The sequence below is a fragment of the Citrobacter sp. TBCS-14 genome, from assembly GCF_005280805.1.
GTDB classification, from domain to species: domain Bacteria; phylum Pseudomonadota; class Gammaproteobacteria; order Enterobacterales; family Enterobacteriaceae; genus Citrobacter; species Citrobacter gillenii.
The window spans coordinates 1-233 of the sequence record NZ_SZWM01000943.1; the positions used below are offsets into that span (position 1 = coordinate 1).

Annotated in this window: 1 pseudogene; it reads left to right on the forward strand. The window is 51.5% G+C overall.

The features are described from left to right. Nucleotides 1–233, forward strand: a pseudogene (locus FDX22_RS22170) (acetate kinase); the annotation flags it as partial.

Consider the following 233-nt stretch of genomic DNA (forward strand, 5'->3'; position numbering starts at 1 on the left):
GAACGCGCCGCAGACGAAGGCGACTCACAGGCTGCACTCGCACTTACGCTGTTTGCAGAGCGAATTCGCGCCACAATAGGCAGCTATATTATGCAGATGGGCGGTCTGGATGCTTTGGTATTTACGGGTGGAATTGGTGAAAACTCAGCCCGAGCACGCGCTGCGATTTGCCACAATCTGAATTTCTTAGGTCTGGCTGTTGATGATGAAAAAAATCAGCGCAACGCAACCTT